Raw genomic sequence first — 17,037 nt, forward strand, 5'->3', positions numbered from 1 at the left:
AAAAACCGGCCAACTGGCCGGTTTTTTCATTTGGGGCAAGAGAACCTCATATCAGGTTCGGCTCCATCTCCAGCGCTACACCAAACCTGGTCGCCACATCCGCCTGGATGCGCTGAGCCAGTCCATGAAGCTGATGACCGGTGGCGGCGCCGTAGTTCACCAGCACCAGCGCCTGAAGCCGGTGCACGCCGGCATCGCCTTCGCGGAACCCCTTCCAGCCAGCCCGTTCGATCAGCCAGCCAGCGGCCAGCTTCACCTGCCCATCCCCCTGCGGATAGGCCACAAGGTCGGGATACTCGCCACGCAGGCGCTGGGCCAGCTCGGAATCGACCAGCGGGTTCTTGAAGAAGCTACCGGCGTTCCCCAGCACGGCGGGATCAGGCAGTTTCTCGCTGCGAATGGCGCAGATGGCGCGACTGACATCACTGGGGGACGGTGCCGTGATGCCTTCATCTTGCAGGCGCTGACGCACCGGACCGTAATCCAGATGCAGCAATGGGGCGCGACTGAGCTTGAAACGGACACGCAGGATCAACCAACGTCCCGCCTCGCGCTTGAACAGGCTGTCGCGATAGGCGAACTGACATTCATCCAGATCGAACTCCCGCAACGCGCCGGTTTGCCGATCCAGGGCGGTCAGCCCCGCGAACACGTCTTTCAACTCGACGCCATAGGCACCGATGTTCTGCATGGGGGCAGCCCCCACCGTGCCGGGAATCAGACTGAGGTTCTCCAGCCCTCCCAGGCCTTGCTCCAGGGTCCAGAGCACCAGCGGGTGCCAAGGCTCGCCCGCCTCGGCCTCCAGCAGCACCGTCGAGCCGTCATCGGCCAGGAGGCGAATGCCTCGACTGGCCATGCGCAGCACCAGCGCTTCCACATCACGGGTCAACAACAGATTGCTGCCACCACCGATCACCAGCAGTGGCAGGCCGCGACGAGCGGCCAGATCGATAGCCTCACGCACTTCGGCATCGTCGCGCGCCTCGACGAAGAGCCGGGCTTTTACGTCGACGCCAAAGGTGTTGTAGGGCTTCAGGGACAGATTTTCGTGCAGGACCAGACTCACAGGCGCCCCTTGATTTCAACGATCAGCGCCTCGCAGGCCCGCTCCACCAGGTCAAGCACCTGCTCGAAGCCCTCCTCCCCTCCGTAGTAGGGGTCCGGCACCTCATCCAGCTCCAGCTGGTAGCGGCGCAGGAACAGGTCCAACTCGCTGGAGGAATCGCCGGGGCGCAAGCGGCGCAGATTGGCGAGATTGTTCTCGTCCATGGCCAGGATCAGGTCGAAGTCACCGAAGTCTCCCCGGGCAACCTGACGTGCGCGCTGCTTGGAAAGATCGTAGCCGCGGCGCTGGGCGGCAACGCGGGTACGGGCGTCGGGCGCCTTGCCCACATGCCAGTCGCCGGTGCCAGCGGAGTCCACCTGCACGCGCTCGGCGAGCCCGGCCTCACGCAGCTTGTGGCGCAGCACGCCTTCGGCGGTGGGCGACCGGCAGATATTGCCGAGGCAGACGAAGAGAACGCGCATCAGGCCCCCAGCAAGCGCCGAACGCGCTCGAGGTCTTCCGGCGTATCGACGCCGGCGGGCGGCGCTTCCAGCGCGTCAGCGACGTGGATGCGCACTCCATGCCAGAGCGCTCGCAGCTGCTCCAGGCACTCGGTGTTCTCGAGCCAGCACGGGCCCCAGGCGACGAAGTCATGGAGAAAGCCTGCGCGGTACGCATAGATGCCGATATGGCGGCGATACGGCACCCCGGCCGGCAGTTGGTCGCGGCTGGTCGCGAAGGAATCTCGGGCCCAGGGCAAAGGCGCGCGGCTGAAAGTCAGCGCCAGGCCGCTGAGGTCGGCGGACACCTTCACGACGTTGGGATTGAACAGCGCCTGCACATCCTGGATCGGCTCGGCCAGGGTTGCGATGCCGGCTTCCGCATGGGCGGCCAGGTTGGCAGCCACCTGGTCGATGATGGCCGGCGGGATCAGGGGCTCGTCACCTTGCACGTTCACCACGATGGCATCGCTGTCCAGGCCAAGCTGACTGGCCACTTCGGCCAGGCGATCCGTGCCGGAATTGTGGTCCGCACGGGTCAGCAGCACTTCAGCACCGAAGGCCTGGCAGGCTTCGACGATGCGCGCGTCGTCAGTAGCTACCACCACACGCTGGGCCGCACTGCGCCGGGCCTGCTCCCAGACATGCTGGATCATCGGCTTGCCGGCGATGTCCTGCAGTGGTTTCCCGGGCAGGCGTGTCGAGGCGAAACGGGCGGGAATGACGACGGTGAAGGCCTGGGTCATTTGTCCAGTCGCTCGTCGACATTGAGGGTGCGGGCCTCGCCTTCCAGCATCACCGGGATGCCGTCGCGTACCGGGAAGGCCAGGGCGTCGGCCTTGCAGATGAGCTCGCTCTTGTCATCGGCCAGCTTCAGCGGGCCCTTGCACAGGGGGCAGGCGAGGATATCGAGGAGTTTCGGGTCCATGAGTGAATCCTTGAGTCAGCAGCCGATGGGCTGCCTTGGGTTAGAAGTGGCTCGGCAGAAGGCGGGCCAATTGCCCATCGAACCAGGCGACGAAAGCCGGCGAAGGTGCGGCATCGACTGCCAGATACCACCAGTCGGCAGCGGCGAAGGCCCGGCATTTCACCGCATCCTTTTCGGTCATCAGCAGCGGCAGAGACGGCGTGAAAGCCAGGGCTTGCGCACTATAGACAGCATGATCAGCGAAGGGGTGCGGAATCGGGCGCCAGTTTAGCGCCTCCAGGGTCCTGAAGAAACGCTGCGGGTTGCCTATGCCGGCCACCGCATGCACTGCCTGCCCAGACGGGAAATGGTCCAGGCCGACACGCTCTCTGGTCTGCAGATTGACCAGCACGCTCGGCTGCAGTTTGAAGGAGAAGCCTTCGGCGGAATCGGCCTCGGCGCCATTGCGCAGTACCGCATCCACGGATTCCAGACGCTCCGGCGGCTCGCGCAGGGGGCCGGCGGGAAGGCAACGGCGATTGCCGAGCCCACGGGCTGCGTCGATCAGCACCAATTCCAGATCACGCGCCAGGCGGTAGTGCTGAAGGCCGTCGTCGCTGAGGATCAGGTCCAGGTCTTCCTGCTCCAGCAGGGCCTGCACGGCGCGGGAACGGTCCGGGTCGATCATCAGTGGCACGCCGCTGCGCTGGACGATCAGCAGCGGTTCGTCGCCGGCCAGCTCGGCCCCCTGCTCCGCCTGCACCCGCCAAGGCAGCTGTGGGGGCTTGGCCCCATAGCCGCGACTGACCACACCGACGCGCAATCCGCGCGCCCGGCAGTGTTCGATCAGCCAGAGGATCATCGGGGTCTTGCCGGTGCCGCCAACGGTGATGTTGCCGACGACGATCAGCGGCACAGGCGGTCGGTAACTGCCGCCCTGCCCCGCCAGGTAGGCGGCACGCTTGCCGTTCGCCACCCGGCGATAGAGCCACTCCAGCGGGCTCAGCAGGCCAAGCGCCGGATGGCCCCGGTACCAGGCGTCCAGCAGGCGGTCGGAGAAGGCCATCAGGGCTTCTTGGCCGCGTCGGCCTCGATGGTGGTCATGCGCAGCTGGCTGAAGCCCAGCTTGCCGGCGGCATCCATGGCGGTGACCACCGACTGGTGAGTGGTGCGCGCGTCAGCGGTGATCACCAGCGGCAAGCTGTTGTCGCCTTCCGATTCACGCCCCAGCGCTGCGATCAGGGTCGCCAGGTCGCTCTTAACGAGGTTCTGGCCATTGAGCGAGTACTGGCCGTCCGCAGCGATGCTCAGCTCCAGTGTCTTCAGCTCGGTTTCCTGGGGCGGAGTCCCGCTCACGGCTTCGGGCAACTCGATCTTCAACTGGTTGGGTTTGCTGAAGGTGGTGGTCACCACGAAGAACAGCAACAGCACGAAGATCACGTCGATCAACGAAGTGAGGTTGAGGAACACCTCTTCGCGGGCGACATTGCCCGCCCTGCGGCGGAACTTCACGCTTTGGCTTCCTCTGCGAAGTCGACTTCGCGATCGCCCTGGACCACTTCCACCAGCTTGATCGCTTCCTGTTCCATGGCCACAACCAGCTCGTCGACGCGACGCAGCAGGTAACGGTGGAAGAACACCGCCGGAATGGCGACGATCAGGCCCGCGGCGGTGGTTACCAGCGCCTTGGCAATACCGCCGGCCAGCACGGGCGCATTGGCCATGCCGTTTTCCATGAAGCCGCCGAAAATATCGATCATGCCGAACACGGTACCCAGCAGGCCGAGCAACGGCGCCATGGCAGCGATGGTGCCAAGGGCGTTGAGGTAGCGCTCCAGCTCATGGATGACCCGGCTTGCGGCCTCCTCGATGCACTCCTTCATGATCTCGCGGCCATGCTTGGAGTTGGCCAGGCCCGCGGCCAGCACTTCACCCAGTGGCGAAGAGGCGCGCAGCTCCTTGAGCTTCTGGCTGTTCAGCTGCTTGTCCTTGATCTGGCGCCAGACCTGCCCCAGCAGATGCGGCGGCGACACGCGGCTGACACGCAGGGTCCACAGGCGTTCGGCAACGATCGCGGTGGCGGCGATGGAACACAGAATGATCGGCAGCATCATCCAGCCGCCGGCTTTGACCAACTCCCACACGGTAGGAAATCCCCTTCGGAAAAGTGGCGCCACTCTAGCATAGGGTCGGGCCTCCGCCGACCGTCGCTGTTCTCATTTTTCCCTCCAGAACACGGACTTTTCGCGCTCGCTTTCCGGCTCGACTCCGGCCCCCAGGCGCAGCAGCAGATGCCCCTGCTCGGCCGTGTCATGGATCTCGGCGGGTAGCGCACGAATTCGCGAAACGACCAACGGATGGGGATGGCCATAAGGATTCAGGTGGCCTCGGGAAATCAGCACTTTCTCGGGCGCCACGGCACGCAAGAAGGGGCCACTGGAGGACGTCCGGCTGCCATGGTGGCCCGCCACCAGCCAGCGCGCTTCGAGTGGCTGGCCGCTGGCGACCCAAGCGGCCTCACCCCGCGTACCCAGATCGCCACTCAGCAGGAGGCGCTCGCCAGCTGCCTCGACCGCCAATACGCACGAGCCGTCATTGCTGTCGCCCGCCAGCGGTGACTGCCAGATGCGAAAGCCCACGCCATCCCAGGACCATGCCTGGGATGGCGGGCAGGCTTCGGCGCCCAGCTCAGGCGGTAGCCGTTCCAGCTCGCCAGTCAGCACGCGCTCCACCGCCAGCCCCCGGCTTACGGCCAGGGCACCACCGGCGTGATCGGAATCCGCGTGACTGATCAGCATGAGGTCCAGCCGCGACAGCCCCAGGCCACGCAGGGTCGGGACTACCACGCGCTCGCCGATATCGAAGTCACCGCGGCGGGGCCCGGCGTCGTAGAGCAGCGCATGACCACGGGTGCGTACCAGTACGGAGAGTCCCTGCCCGACATCCAGCACCCGCACCTCCGCCTGCCCCGGAGCCAGGGGCTCCTGCTGCGGGAACAACATGGGCAACAGCAGCGCCAGCCCTAGCGCACGCAGTGGCACGCCAGCCGGCGCAATCAGCAGCAGAATCCCCAGTACCCCCAGGAGCCAACCCCAGAGCGGGACCTGCATGGGAATCCAGGCGGGCACCTGCGTCGCGGTCCATGCCAGTATCTGGAACAGCAGCTCCAGCGCGCCGCCCGCCAACCAGAGCAGCGCCTCCCCCAATGCGGGAATGCCAAGTAGCAAGGTGCCCAGCAATGCCAGCGGCAACACCACCAGGCTGATCCAGGGCACTGCCAGCAGGTTCGCCAGCGGGCCACTGAGGCTGATGGGCAAGGCCAAGGCCAGCAACAACGGCGCCAACCCCAACCCCATGACCCACTGGGCGCGCCACCAGGTCGTCCACCAGCGCCATGCCCCCAGGCGCCCGGCAAAGGCCAGCACCAGCAGGACCACAGCCCCGAAAGACAGCCAGAAGCCAGGCTGCAACACCACCAGCGGCTCCGCCAGCAGAACGACACACAGAGCCGCCAGCAAAGGCGTGAGGAACCCCAGATGACGAAAGCGCAAACGCCAGAGCAGGACGACCGCAAGCATCACGCAGGCGCGCTGCACGGGCACATCGAACCCCGCCAACACGCCATATCCGAGTCCACCGGCAAGGGCCATGGCGCACGCCCAGGGTAGCCAGGGCAACCAACGAGGCCAGAATCCGTTTCGGGCGAGCAGCACGACCAGGCCATAGAGCACGCCCGCGAACAGCGTGATGTGCTGACCGGAAATCACCATCAGGTGTGTGGTTCCCGTGTCTTGCAGCAGGCGCCAGTCCCGGTCCTGCAAGCCGGAGCCATCGCCCAGCACCAGGGCTGCGAGCCCACCGGCACGTCCCCAGGCATCCACCTGCAGCAGACGCTGGCGCAGGGAATCGCGCCAGGCGACAGCACCGCTCGCCACCTCCAGAAGCTCCCCGGCCTTGACCGAACCGGTTCCGCCTATACGCCGCGCCAGCAGCCACGCTTCGTAGTCGAAGGTCGCGGGATTCACCAGCCCCCGGGGCCGCTTGAGGCGAACAGCCAGCCGCCAGCGTTCGCCAGCCAGCACACGCGGACCATCGTGCCAGGACAGGCGCAGCCGGCGGGGCAATTGCGCTCTCGAAGACCGAGGGTCCTCCAACTCGAAACGCACCACGCCATCTGCCGTACTGGGCAGGCCAACCACCGTCCCTTCCAGCCAGCGCACCTGACCGTCCAGCTGCGGCGCCAGTCGATCGTCCAGCGCCCATTGGGCACTCAGGCAGGCCCAGCCGAGACCAAGCAGGAACAGTCCGCAGCGCCAGGCACGCGACGTCAGCAGCGCGAAGCCGAGCACCAGTTGGACCTGGAGCCACCAGACAGGCGGCAAGACAGGCATCCAGCGCAATAGAAGGAGGCCGACGGCAAGCGTGGCCAACCCCGAAACCATGGGCATCCGACTCCCTTTCCCTGGGATGGAGATCGCGGCAACGTCCCGTACCGCTCTGCGTCCTTCGATCCAACCGGCGCAGTTCCGTTTAAACTTGCCGACACAAACTGACCCGGCGATGTCATTTCCGGGTGTGCATAATACCCGGCGCTTCCGTCGGCCAGAGACCGCCCATGCCGCGTCGTATCTTCAAACGCTACATGCCGAATCCGGACACCATCAGGGAACACAAGTCCCTGCGTTTTCTCGGCACCCTGATTCATGATCCGAACCTCTGGCACCTCAATCGCCATTCGGTCGCCCGCGCCATGGCCATGGGCCTGTTCGCCGCGTTCATTCCCATTCCCATGCAGATGCTGCTGGCCGCCGGCCTGGCCATCATGGTGCGTGCGAACCTGCCGATTTCGGTCGGTCTTGTATGGCTGACCAACCCCATCACCATGCCGCCGGTTTTCTACTGCACCTACAAGATGGGGGCGTGGATCATGCAGATTTCTCCGCGCGCCCTACCGGATGAACTGACCTGGGAATGGATCACGCAGGAGCTTTCCTCGGTCTGGCAGCCGTTTCTCCTAGGATCGGTGGTTTGCGGCATCCTCATTGGCGCTGCGGCGTACATGCTGACGATGCTCTATTGGCGCTGGTGGGTCGGGCACAGTTGGCGCAAGCGCCAGAAGGCCCGGCGGGAAAGCAGCCGCTGAATTGAATCTCCACGGTCGAATTACCGTAGGGTGCGCTATGCGCACCGACTTCAGGATCAGCTGAAGCACCTGGTCAAACCGTCGGTGCGCGCGGCGCACCCTACCTGCTAGCCCGGGGAATCGAATCGCGGTGACTCAAGACCACGTCCCCCCAAGTTCAAATGAAAACGCCGCATTGAATGCGGCGTTTTTTATTTGCAGGTGAATCACCTATTCGTAGCGCAGGGCCTCGGCGGGCTGGGTCTGGGCGGCACGCCAGGCCGGATAGAGAGTCGCCAGGAAACTCAGGACCAGCGCCGCCGTACAGATCAGCACTACATCCCCCAGCTGCAGCTCTGAGGGCAGATAACTGACGAAGTAGACGTCCGAGCTGAAGATCTGCCGGCCACTGGCGCGCTCCAGCGCGGCGATCCATTGGCTGACGTTGAGTGCCGTGATGATACCCAGCACGGTGCCGATCAGCGTGCCGACGACACCGATCACACTGCCCTGAACCATGAACACCGCCATGATCTGGCGCGGCGTCGCGCCCAGCGTGCGAAGGATGGCGATGTCCGCACGCTTGTCGGCGACCACCATGATCAGCGTGGCGATGATGTTGAATGCCGCCACGGCCACGATCAGCAGCAGGAGCAGACCGATCATGGTCTTTTCCATCTTCATGGCACTGAACAGGCTGCCCTGCGTATGGGTCCAGTCGTCAGCGCGATAGCCCTGCCCCAGTTCGGCGGCGATCTGCTTCGACACCTCGGGTGCGAGGAACAGATCCTTCAGGGCGAGGCGCACGCTTTGCACCTGGCCTTCCGGCAGCCGCTGGATGGTGGAGGCATCGGCGATATTGATCAGCGCCAGGGAGCTGTCCAGCTCGGCACCCACCTTGAACACACCCACCACATTGAAGCGCTGCATGCGCGGCGTGATGCCGCCTGGCGCGCTGCTGACCTCGGGGACGATCAGGGTCAGCTTGTCGCCGACATTGAGGCGGAATCGCCGCGCCGTGATTTCGCCGATGACGATGCCGGATTCGCCCGGTTTCAGCGCATCGAGATCACCCTGCACCATGTGCTTGCCGATGATGGAAACCTTGGTCTCTTCCTGCGGGTCGACACCGTTGATTTGCACCGGCTGCATCATTCCCTTGTAGGAAAGCATGCCCTCCAGCTCGGCGAAGGGCACCGCGCCCACGACTTCCGAGTGCTTCATTGCGGCGTCGGACACACGACGCCAGTCGGCCAGGGGCTGATCGGCACTCAGGGTGGCGTGGGAAACCATGCCAAGGATGCGCGAGCGCATTTCCTTCTGGAAACCGTTCATCACCGAGAGCACCACGATCATGGCCAGCACGCCCAGTGCCAGGCCGATCATCGACGTCAGCGAGATGAAGGAAATGAAGTGGTTACGTCGCTTGGCGCGCGTATAGCGCGTGCCGATGAAGATCGGGAGAGGTCTGAACATCTCAGGCAGCCACCAGTCGGCCGTCTTCGAGGCGCAGCACCCGATCCATCTGGCGGGCCAGCTGCAGGTCGTGGGTCACCACCAGGAAGGCGGTCTGCGAGGAGCGGCTCAGCTCCAGCATCAGCTCCTGGATGCCGTGCGCGGTGTGCTGATCGAGGTTGCCGGTAGGCTCGTCGAGCAGCACCAGGCCCGGGTTGTTGACCAGGGCACGAGCGATGGCCACGCGTTGACGCTCACCACCGGAAAGCTCAGCCGGCTTGTGCGACAGGCGATGCCCCAGTCCGACTCGCTCCAGCAGCGCCGTGGCACGCTTGCGCGCCTCGGCGATTGCGGTGCGGCCGATCAGGAGCGGCATGCAGACGTTCTCCAGCGCGGTGAATTCCGGCAGCAGGTGGTGGAACTGGTAGACGAAGCCGAGCGCGCGATTTCGCAGCAGGCCGCGCGCGGTTTCACTGAGGGCGGACAGTTCCTCGCCCGCCAGCCAGACACTGCCCTTGCTCGGCGTATCCAGCCCGCCCAGCATGTTCAGCAGCGTGCTCTTGCCGGAGCCGGAGCTGCCCACGATGGCCACTCGCTCGCCCGGATGCAGCTCCAGCTCGACGCCCGACAGCACCTCGACGGACTGCGGGCCCTCGTCGTAGCTCTTGCCCAGGTTGCGGCAACTCAGGACTGCCTTGTTACTCATAGCGCAAAGCCTCTGCTGGCTGGGTGCGCGCTGCACGCCAGGCGGGATAAAGGGTGGCAAGGAAGCTCAGGACCAGCGCGGCCGAGCAGACCAGCACCACGTCCTCGGTCATCAGTTGGGATGGCAGGTAATCGATGAAGTACACCTCGGCGCTGAGGAACTTGTGCCCCAGGAGGCGTTCCAGCAAGGCGATGGCGCCACTCACGTTGAGTGCGGCGAGAATCCCCAGCACGCCGCCGATCAGGGTGCCGACCACCCCGATCACAGTGCCCTGGACCATGAAGATGCCCATGATCTGCCTGGGCGTGGCGCCCAATGTGCGGAGAATGGCGATGTCGCCACGCTTGTCCGTCACCACCATCACCAGGGTTGAAATGATGTTGAAGGCAGCGACAGCGACGATCAGCAGTAACAGCAAGCCGATTATGGCTTTCTCCATCTTGATCGCCTGGTAGAGGTTGCCGTGCGTGCGGGTCCAGTCGCGTGCGTAGAAATCCTCGCCCTTCAGTTCGCCGGCGATCTGCCAGGCCACTTGCGGCGCCTGGAACAGGTCGTTGAGCTTCAGGCGCAGGCCCTGGACCTGGTCCGGCTGCCAACGTTTGAGGCGGGCGACGTCGGACAGGTTGGCGATGGCCAGGAAACCATCCAGCTCGCCCGCACCAACGTGGAAGATGCCCACCACGGTGAAGCGCTTCATCCGCGGGAAGACGCCCGCCGGAGTCACTGCAACCTCCGGGAGCACGAAGGTGACCTTGTCACCCATGCCGACACCCAGCTTGCTGGCGGCGCGATCACCGATGACGATGCCGAACTCGCCTGGCTTCAGGGCGCTGAGGCTGCCCTCCCGGAAGAAGTCCCCGATGATGGAGACCTTGGGCTCTTCCTGCGGGTCCACGGCGTTTACCAGCACCTTCTGCACCTTGCCGTCGGCGGTGAGCAGGCCCTGGACCTGGCTGTAAGGTGCAACAGCCTTCACTTCGGAATGCCGGGCCACGCCTTCGGCCAGCTTGCGCCAATCTTTGATCGGCACCGCGGATTCCACCGTGGCGTGGGGCACCATGCCCAGCACGCGGGTGCGCATCTCGTGGTCGAAGCCATTCATCACCGACAACACCAGGATCATCACCAGCACGCCGAGTGCCAATCCGATCATGGAAGTCAGGGAAATGAAGGAGACGAAGTAGTTGCGGCGCTTGGCGCGCGTGTAGCGTGCGCCTATGTACAGGGACAGCGGTCTGAACATGGAAGTGAAGTTCGCTGGCGAAAGAAGGGACGTCCTTGTGGCGGGGCTTGGCGAGCAGCGTTTACACTCAAATTCTGTTCGTGGTCTGTCGCGGCGCTCCGAGCGACGCAAACGGACTTGCATAACGGAACAGCTCTTCGACCACCACCGCTGCCATGGGTTCGCCATGTCGACACGAGACGCGGATGACCGCCGCGAATACTACCGCATCGAAGATACGATCGCACTGGAATTTCGCCCGCTGAAACAGGGCGAAACAGCTGATGAAAGCGGCGCGGACAGTGGTTCCCAACTGTTCGGACTGCTTAGCGAATTGCATCTGATGGACTTCGAATCGCAACACCTGCTGCGGCATATTCATGAGCGCGATCGAACCCTGGCGAACTACCTCAAGGTCATCAACAAACGAATCGACCTGCTTGGCCAGGCGCTTGCGCAGAGCCTGCTGCGCGACATCGGCCCGGCACGCCAGATCACCCTCTCCGAAGGTGGCCTTGGCTTCACCAGCGATCAATCCATCGAGATCGGCACCCACCTGGCGATCAAGATGGTGCTGATGCCCCAGGCCCTCGGTCTCTTGCTGAGTGCGGTCGTCATCCACAACCAGGGCCGCGATGACGGCCGGTTCGATATCGGTACCGAGTTCGACGCCCTGACCGACGCCCAGCGCCAGTTGCTGGCGCGCCACATACTGCAGAAGCAGGCCCAGCAGCGACGCCAGGCCCGCGAGCGTTCCTCTCCCTCCACCTGAGAACCCCGCATGAAGCGTCCCGGACTGCTGCTGACCTGCCTTCTCCTTGCACTGCCCGTAGGCGCGGAAACCATCGAGATTCCGGTCGGCGAGCAAGGCGACCTGGGTCTTCCGCTGCCCGTGCGCGGCGAAAGCCAACGCGCGGTACTGGAACGCTTCGGCCTTCCCGATAAAGAACATCCCGCAGTAGGCAAGCCACCGATCAGTCGCTGGGACTACCGGGAATTCTCGGTCTATTTCGAAAGCGGACAGGTCATCGACAGCGTTCGCCACCATCAACCCAGAGCACCAAGGGAATAAACGTGACCCTGATCTACGGCCATCGAGGCGCCAAGGGCGAATGCCCGGAAAATACCCTGGCCAGCTTCAAGCAATGCCTCTCACATGGCGTGAAGCGTTGCGAGCTGGACCTGCATCTCTCCCGTGACGGCGAGCTGATGGTGATCCACGACCCCAGCCTGAAGCGCACCACCGGCCGCCGGGGCAAGGTGGCGGAACACGACGCCGGGGAGCTGGAGGGATATGACGCCCGCCTGGGCGGACCCGGCTGGCATCAGCCCTGCCCCATCCCACGCCTGGCTAGCCTGTTCGAGCACTGCGACTTCGATCACTGGCAACTCGAAGTGAAGAGCGCTTCGCGGGTTCGCGCAGCGCGGACCGTGCTGGCAATCCAGGAGCTGGCTGAACGCCACGGCCTGCTGGACAAGGTGACCGTCACCTCCAGTTCCCGCGAGGTCCTGCGCGCCCTCAACCGGCTAACACCGAATCTGTCGCGCGGGTTGGTGGCGGAATACGCCTGGCTCGACCCGCTGAAGATAGCCAAGCACCATGGCTGCAATCTGCTGGCCCTGAACTGGACGCTCTGTACCCCGGAGCGCCTGCTGAAAGCACAGAAGGAAGGCCTGCACGTGTCGGTCTGGACAGTGAATGAGCCAGCCCTGATGCGGCGTCTTGCCGACTTTGGCGTGGACAGCATCATCACCGACTTCCCCGGCCTGGCCAGCACCTCCATCGGGTTTCGGTGATTCCCGCCACAGCCTATTCGCCCACATGAAAAAACCGGCCACAAGGGCCGGTTTCTTCTTTTAGGCGTCGCCTGATCAGAAGCTCTCCCGGTTCGGCCAGCGCCATAGGTGCGTGTCGCCGAGAGGGTCCTCCCCGGCCGGTTCAGGCGCCCGGCCGGTGCCGCTCAAAAAAGCCGGTTGAGACCGTCGAACGCCGCCACGCGATAGGCTTCCGCCATGGTCGGGTAGTTGAAGGTGGTGTTGATGAAGTACTTGATCGAGTTCGCTTCACCCTTCTGGTTCATGATCGCCTGGCCAATGTGGACGATCTCCGAGGCCTGGTAGCCGAAGCAGTGGACGCCGAGAATTTCCAGGGTCTCGCGGTGGAACAGAATCTTCAGCATGCCCACCGGCTCATGGGAAATCTGCGCGCGCGCCATACCCTTGAAGAAGGCCTTGCCCACTTCGTAGGGGATCTTCGCCTGGGTCAGCTCGCGCTCGTTTTTTCCGATGGAGCTGATCTCCGGAATGGTGTAGATGCCGGTCGGCACGTCATCGACGAAGCGCCAGCTGTCGTTCTCCACCGCGCTGCCGGCAGCCGAGCGGCCCTGGTCGGCGGCGGCACTGGCCAGGCTTGGCCAGCCGATCACATCACCGGCCGCGAAGATGTTGCTGACTTCGGTGCGGTAGTACTGGTCGACGTTGATCTGGCCACGGCTGTTGACCTTGATCCCGATGTTCTCCAGCCCCAGCTTGTCGGTATTGCCGGTACGGCCGTTGCACCACAGCAGGCAGTCGGCCTTGATCTTCTTGCCAGACTTGAGGTGCAGGATCACGCCGTTCTCCAGACCCTCGATGCGCTCGTACTCTTCGTTATGGCGAATCAGCACGTTGTTATTGCGCAGGTGGTAGCTGAGGGCGTCGGAGATTTCGTCGTCCAGGAAGCTGAGCAGTTGGTCGCGGTTGTCGATGAGGTCCACCAGCACGCCCAGGCCGCTGAAGATCGAGGCGTACTCGGAACCGATCACGCCGGCTCCGTAGATGATGATGCGGCGCGGCGTGTGGGTCAGGCTGAGGATGGTATCGCTGTCGTAGATTCGCGGATGGTTGAAGTCGACGTCCGCGGGACGGTAGGGGCGCGAGCCGGTGGCAACGATGACCTGCTTGGCCACCAGTTTCTCCACCACGCCGCTGGCGCACACCACTTCCACCGTTTGCTCATCGTGGAAGCTGGCGGTGCCGAAGAACACGTCGACGCGGTTACGGGCATAGAAGCCGGTGCGCGAGGCGACCTGCTTGGAAATCACCCGCTCGGCGCTCTTCAGCACGTCGGGGAAGGAGAACCAGCGCGGCTCGCCGATCTGGCGGAACAGCGGGTTGGTGTTGTACTGCATGATCTGCCGAACGGAGTGACGCAGCGCCTTGGACGGGATAGTGCCCAAGTGGGTGCAGTTGCCGCCGACCAGGGGACGGTTGTCTACCACCGCCACCTTGCGCCCGGCCTTGGCGGCGTTCATTGCCGCACCTTCCCCCGCCGGGCCCGAACCCAGCACCACTACGTCGTAGTTGTAGACAGCCATGCTTACTCCTCATAACGGGCCGGGGCGCCCTCTGGCGCCCCCGGCAAGGTCCGCGGCAGTCGACGCCGCGGAAATCGGAACCTGTTTCGGCGATCCTGGATGGGACCTTGAACTGGCGTGCAGCTTAGTCCAGCCGCCTGGCGCTGCACATTAGCGCTTGGTCGCGTCGTAGGCGAGAGTTGAATCCACTACATCACACGGACACTTCCGGGACTCAGTTGCCCACTTGGTCGAACAGCTCGCGGAAGCGGCTACTGTCATGACTGCGGAAACCCTGGTCTTCGCGGATCACGAAGAACGCCGCGATTCCATGGCGTTCAGCGTAGACCCGGCCCGCCTCCGGCCCCAGCACCAGCAGCAAGGTGGACAAACCGTCCGCCCTCAGCGCCGACTCATCCACCACGGTTACCGCTGCCAGGTTGTGGCTGATCGGCGCGCCCGTAGCCGGATCGAGGGTGTGGGAGTAGCGCCTGCCGCCCTTCTCAAAATAGTTGCGATAGTCGCCCGATGTAGAAACGCCGAGCCCATCGAGCTGGATGATCCTCTGCGCCACCTGACGATCATCGCGCGGCGCTTCAATAGCGATGCGCCAGGGCGAACCATCGGGCTTGCGCCCTACGGCCTTCAACTCACCAGTGATTTCCACCAGGGCACTGCCGACGCCCAGCTCACCGAGGCGCGTCACCACGCGATCAACCGCATAGCCGGCAGCGATGCTGTTGAAGTCCAATTGCACCGGCGCGTCCTTGCACAACTCCTGGCCACGAATCGACAGGTGCTGCTGGCCAACCTTGGATTTCGCAGCGGCGATGGCTTCGGCGCTGGGTACCTGGTCGCCGCGGGACTGCGGGCCGAAGCCCCAGAGATCGAGCAGCGGTTCTACCGTCATGTCGAAGGCACCACCGCTGTCCTTCGACAGGTCGCCAGCGAATGACACCAGCTCCAGCATCGGATCCGGCAGTGCCGTACAACTGCCCGCTGGCAAGGCATTGAAGCGCGCAACTTCGGAATCGGCGCGGTAGGTGGACATCTGCCGGTCGACTTCCGCCAGGATGCCTTCCACCTCACGGCGGGCCTGTTCGACCGCAGGGCCGGACGCGCTGCGCACGTACTTCACCGAATAGCTGCTGCCCATGGTGGGGCCGCCGAACTGCTCCAGGCGATCGCCGCACCCGGCCAGCAGAACGCTGGCCGAGAGCAACAGCACGATGAGCCTAGCCACCGAAATCAGGCGTCAGAGGGCAGTAACCCGCGAGGCAGAGCGCTTGAAGTAGTAGCAGACACCGATCAGCGCCAGCCAGAACGGAATGGCATACACCGAAACGTTGATGCCCGGAATCATCAGCATCACGCCAAGGATCAACGCCACGAAGGCCAGGCACATGTAGTTGCCTACCGGGTACCACAGCGCCTTGAAGAACGGCTGGATGCCCTGGGACTGCATGGACTTACGGAACTTCAGGTGCGACAGGCTGATCATCGCCCAGTTGATCACCAGCGCCGCCACCACCAGGGCCATCAGCAACTCCAGCGCTTTTTGCGGGGCCAGATAGTTGACCACCACGCAGAGGAGCGTGATCAGGGCCGAAACACCGATGGCCAGAACCGGCACGCCACGGTCGTCCACCTTCATCAGCGCCTTGGGCGCATCGCCTTGCTCAGCCAGGCCGTAGAGCATCCGACTGTTGCAGTACACGCCACTGTTGTAGACGGAGAGTGCCGCAGTCAGCACCACGAAATTGAGGATGTGGGCCGCAGTATCGCTGCCGATCAACGAGAAAATCTGCACGAAGGGGCTACCGCTGTAGGGATCGCCAGCGGCGCCCAAGGTTTCCAGCAGCTTGTCCCACGGATAGAGCATCAGCAGCACGCTGAGGGCGCCGATGTAAAAGATCAGGATGCGATAGATCACCTGATTGATGGCCTTGGGAATCACCTTCTTCGGCTCGCTGGCCTCGGCAGCGGTAATGCCTATCAGCTCCAGGCCGCCGAACGAGAACATAATGATGGCCAGCACCATCACCAGGCCTTCGATGCCATTGGGGAAGAAGCCGCCGTGGCTCCAGAGGTTGTCCACCGCCGCCTGGGGCCCGCCTTCACCGCTGACCAGCAGGTAGATACCCAGGATGATCATGCCGATGATGGCCACGACCTTGATCAGGGCGAACCAGAACTCCGCCTCGCCGAACACCTTCACGTTGGCCAGGTTGATCAGGTTGATCAACACGAAGAACACCGCGGCCGACACCCAGGTCGGCACTTCCGGCCACCAGAACTGGATGTACTTGCCCACTGCGGTCAGTTCGGCCATGCCCACCAGGACGTAGAGCACCCAGTAGTTCCAACCGGCGAGGAAGCCCGCGTAGCCGCCCCAGTACTTGTGGGCGAAGTGGCTGAAGGAACCGGCGACCGGCTCCTCGACGATCATCTCGCCCAGCTGGCGCATGATCAGGAAAGCGAAGAACCCGGCAATGGCATAGCCGAGAATCATCGATGGCCCCGCCGACTTGAGCACCCCGGCCGAGCCCAGGAACAGGCCGGTACCGATGGCGCCGCCCAGCGCGATAAGCTGGATGTGGCGGTTTTTCAGGCCCCTTTTGAGTGGCCCTTGGTGAAGGTGATGTCCTTCCATCTGGGTAATCCCCAAGCGATTCTTGTTATCCGATTACAGACCCAATAAATGAAAAACGGGAGCCCGAGAGCTCCCGTTTTTCAATTTCATAC

At 63.9% G+C, this 17,037-nt stretch carries 18 protein-coding genes; 4 read left to right on the plus strand and 14 right to left on the minus strand.

Annotated features, from left to right (window positions below; genetic code table 11):
- Positions 1-46: 46 nt before the first annotated feature.
- The 8 genes from murB to MnOB_RS16600 all read right to left on the minus strand — a co-directional run bounded on the left by murB (position 47) and on the right by MnOB_RS16600 (position 6,894).
- A complete protein-coding gene (gene murB / locus MnOB_RS16565) occupies positions 47-1,066 on the minus strand; it encodes a UDP-N-acetylmuramate dehydrogenase (protein ID WP_077525324.1) in 1,020 nt (339 codons plus the stop codon).
- Positions 1,063-1,527, minus strand: a complete 465-nt coding sequence (locus MnOB_RS16570; RefSeq protein WP_077525325.1) for a low molecular weight protein-tyrosine-phosphatase — start codon at positions 1,525-1,527, stop codon at positions 1,063-1,065. Before MnOB_RS16570 ends, murB begins: the two co-directional genes overlap by 4 nt.
- A complete protein-coding gene (kdsB, locus tag MnOB_RS16575) occupies positions 1,527-2,291 on the minus strand; it encodes a 3-deoxy-manno-octulosonate cytidylyltransferase (RefSeq protein WP_077525326.1) in 765 nt (254 codons plus the stop codon). The genes MnOB_RS16570 and kdsB overlap by 1 nt, the downstream gene beginning before the upstream one ends.
- Entirely contained in the window at positions 2,288-2,473 is a 186-nt protein-coding gene (locus tag MnOB_RS16580) for a Trm112 family protein (RefSeq protein ID WP_077525327.1), read from the minus strand. The genes kdsB and MnOB_RS16580 overlap by 4 nt, the downstream gene beginning before the upstream one ends.
- A 40-nt stretch (positions 2,474-2,513) precedes the next feature.
- Complete coding sequence (lpxK, locus tag MnOB_RS16585) at positions 2,514-3,518, minus strand: tetraacyldisaccharide 4'-kinase (protein ID WP_077525328.1); 1,005 nt, start codon at positions 3,516-3,518, stop codon at positions 2,514-2,516.
- Positions 3,518-3,964 (minus strand): ExbD/TolR family protein, encoded by a 447-nt coding sequence (locus MnOB_RS16590; protein ID WP_077525329.1) that lies wholly within the window; start codon positions 3,962-3,964, stop codon positions 3,518-3,520. Before MnOB_RS16590 ends, lpxK begins: the two co-directional genes overlap by 1 nt.
- The gene (locus MnOB_RS16595; RefSeq protein ID WP_077525330.1) at positions 3,961-4,596 is read right to left on the minus strand and encodes a MotA/TolQ/ExbB proton channel family protein; all 636 of its coding nucleotides are present in this window, start codon (positions 4,594-4,596) and stop codon (positions 3,961-3,963) included. The genes MnOB_RS16590 and MnOB_RS16595 overlap by 4 nt, the downstream gene beginning before the upstream one ends.
- Before the next feature lie 72 nt (positions 4,597-4,668).
- On the minus strand, positions 4,669-6,894 hold the full coding sequence (locus tag MnOB_RS16600; protein WP_077525443.1) for a DNA internalization-related competence protein ComEC/Rec2: 2,226 nt from the start codon (positions 6,892-6,894) through the stop codon (positions 4,669-4,671).
- Positions 6,895-7,067: 173 nt separating this feature from the next.
- On the opposite strand from MnOB_RS16600, the gene MnOB_RS16605 reads away from it, so the two are divergent.
- Positions 7,068-7,595 (plus strand): DUF2062 domain-containing protein, encoded by a 528-nt coding sequence (locus MnOB_RS16605; protein WP_077525331.1) that lies wholly within the window; start codon positions 7,068-7,070, stop codon positions 7,593-7,595.
- A 210-nt stretch (positions 7,596-7,805) separates the two neighbouring features.
- Here the strand turns inward: MnOB_RS16605 and MnOB_RS16610 are convergent, their stop codons facing one another.
- Genes MnOB_RS16610 through MnOB_RS16620 form a run of 3 tightly spaced genes read right to left on the minus strand, consistent with a single transcriptional unit; the run spans position 7,806 to position 10,978 of the window.
- Entirely contained in the window at positions 7,806-9,050 is a 1,245-nt protein-coding gene (locus tag MnOB_RS16610; RefSeq protein WP_077525332.1) for a lipoprotein-releasing ABC transporter permease subunit, read from the minus strand.
- 1 nt (position 9,051) lies between these two features.
- The gene (gene lolD / locus MnOB_RS16615) at positions 9,052-9,735 is read right to left on the minus strand and encodes a lipoprotein-releasing ABC transporter ATP-binding protein LolD (RefSeq protein ID WP_077525333.1); all 684 of its coding nucleotides are present in this window, start codon (positions 9,733-9,735) and stop codon (positions 9,052-9,054) included.
- Complete coding sequence (locus tag MnOB_RS16620) at positions 9,728-10,978, minus strand: lipoprotein-releasing ABC transporter permease subunit (RefSeq protein ID WP_077525334.1); 1,251 nt, start codon at positions 10,976-10,978, stop codon at positions 9,728-9,730. Before MnOB_RS16620 ends, lolD begins: the two co-directional genes overlap by 8 nt.
- 166 nt (positions 10,979-11,144) lie before the next feature.
- Between MnOB_RS16620 and MnOB_RS16625 the strand changes: the two genes are divergently transcribed.
- The 3 genes from MnOB_RS16625 to MnOB_RS16635 are packed head-to-tail and all read left to right on the plus strand — an operon-like array spanning position 11,145 to position 12,754.
- Positions 11,145-11,729, plus strand: a complete 585-nt coding sequence (locus MnOB_RS16625) for a PilZ domain-containing protein (RefSeq protein WP_077525335.1) — start codon at positions 11,145-11,147, stop codon at positions 11,727-11,729.
- A gap of 9 nt (positions 11,730-11,738) precedes the next feature.
- Positions 11,739-12,029: a phosphodiesterase gene (locus tag MnOB_RS16630; RefSeq protein WP_077525336.1), complete on the plus strand. Its 291-nt coding sequence runs from the start codon at positions 11,739-11,741 to the stop codon at positions 12,027-12,029.
- Between the two features lie 2 nt (positions 12,030-12,031).
- Positions 12,032-12,754 (plus strand): glycerophosphodiester phosphodiesterase, encoded by a 723-nt coding sequence (locus MnOB_RS16635; RefSeq protein WP_077525337.1) that lies wholly within the window; start codon positions 12,032-12,034, stop codon positions 12,752-12,754.
- A gap of 164 nt (positions 12,755-12,918) precedes the next feature.
- Here the strand turns inward: MnOB_RS16635 and sthA are convergent, their stop codons facing one another.
- From sthA to MnOB_RS16650, 3 genes are all read right to left on the minus strand, one after another.
- Positions 12,919-14,313 carry a Si-specific NAD(P)(+) transhydrogenase gene (sthA, locus tag MnOB_RS16640; RefSeq protein WP_077525338.1) on the minus strand — a complete coding sequence of 465 codons (1,395 nt, stop codon included), beginning with the start codon at positions 14,311-14,313 and terminating at the stop codon, positions 12,919-12,921.
- 214 nt (positions 14,314-14,527) lie between these two features.
- Positions 14,528-15,535 carry an FAD:protein FMN transferase gene (locus MnOB_RS16645; RefSeq protein WP_107504093.1) on the minus strand — a complete coding sequence of 336 codons (1,008 nt, stop codon included), beginning with the start codon at positions 15,533-15,535 and terminating at the stop codon, positions 14,528-14,530.
- A 12-nt stretch (positions 15,536-15,547) separates the two neighbouring features.
- Positions 15,548-16,945, minus strand: a complete 1,398-nt coding sequence (locus tag MnOB_RS16650) for an amino acid permease (protein ID WP_077525339.1) — start codon at positions 16,943-16,945, stop codon at positions 15,548-15,550.
- Positions 16,946-17,037 lie beyond the last annotated feature (92 nt).

Origin of the sequence: Metapseudomonas resinovorans (assembly GCF_002003485.1) — a bacterium.
Classification (GTDB): Bacteria; Pseudomonadota; Gammaproteobacteria; order Pseudomonadales; family Pseudomonadaceae; genus Metapseudomonas; species Metapseudomonas resinovorans_D.